This window comes from Mesorhizobium sp. M7A.F.Ca.CA.002.04.1.1, assembly GCF_004022805.1.
GTDB classification, from domain to species: domain Bacteria; phylum Pseudomonadota; class Alphaproteobacteria; order Rhizobiales; family Rhizobiaceae; genus Mesorhizobium; species Mesorhizobium ciceri.
Window position 1 is genome coordinate 1 of record NZ_RZPL01001176.1, and the last position, 857, is coordinate 857.

An 857-nucleotide genomic window follows, 5' to 3' on the forward strand; every position below is an offset into this window, starting at 1 on the left:
GCCGAGGCGGCGAGGCGGCGCCGGTACCCGGCGACGATGCTGTCGGCGGCGGCAAGCCTGGCGCCGGGCACCTCGCCTCCCTCATCATCTGCGGCTCCGGCGATGCTCTCGATGCGCGCGATTGCCGCCTTGGCGGCGCCGACACGCGCCAGCCGCTCCTCGGCGGCGCCGGCATCCTCACCCGGCTCGACCAGCCCCCTGGCGATCGTCGGCAGAGCGAGACTGGCGAAGACCAGCGAACAGATGATGACGCCGGCGGCCAGGAAAATGACCAGATCGCGTGCCGGGAACGGCGAGCCGTCCGGCATGGCGAGCGGCAGCGACAATATGCCGGCCAGCGTGATGGCGCCGCGCACGCCGGCCACCGAACCGGCGAGCCGCACGCGCAACCCGAACGGCTCCACCTTGCGCTTGCCCAGACGTGCGGCGATGCCGGCTGCGAGATCGCCTACCCATATCCACAGGAAGCGCAACGCGATCAGGCACAGCGTCAGCGCCACGACGGTCGCGATCGGCTGGATGATCGGGTGCAGGCTCATGAGTTCCGGCGGCACATGGCGGATGATGTCGGGAAGCTGCAGGCCGAGCACGATGAAGAGAGCACCGTTGAAAACGAAGGAAAGCGTCGTCCACAGCGACATCGTCTGCATGCGGGCCGAGACGCCGAGGAAGCGAAACACGCCGGAGCCGCCGGTGAGCAGGCCGGCGGTAACAGCCGCCAGAATACCGGACGCTCCGACATGCTCGGCGCCGAGATAGGCGATGAAGGGCAGCAGAACCATCACCAGCACCTGCGCTTCGGCCGGCACGCCGCCGATCCGGTTGAGCAATTGCAGCAGCTTGGCGGCAACGAACAG

General features: G+C 68.8%; 1 protein-coding gene. It reads right to left on the reverse strand.

What is annotated here, in order from left to right; all coding sequences use genetic code 11:
* Window positions 1-857: cation:proton antiporter (locus ENZ75_RS33125; protein ID WP_206617175.1), on the reverse strand; the 857-nt coding region annotated here is incomplete at both ends.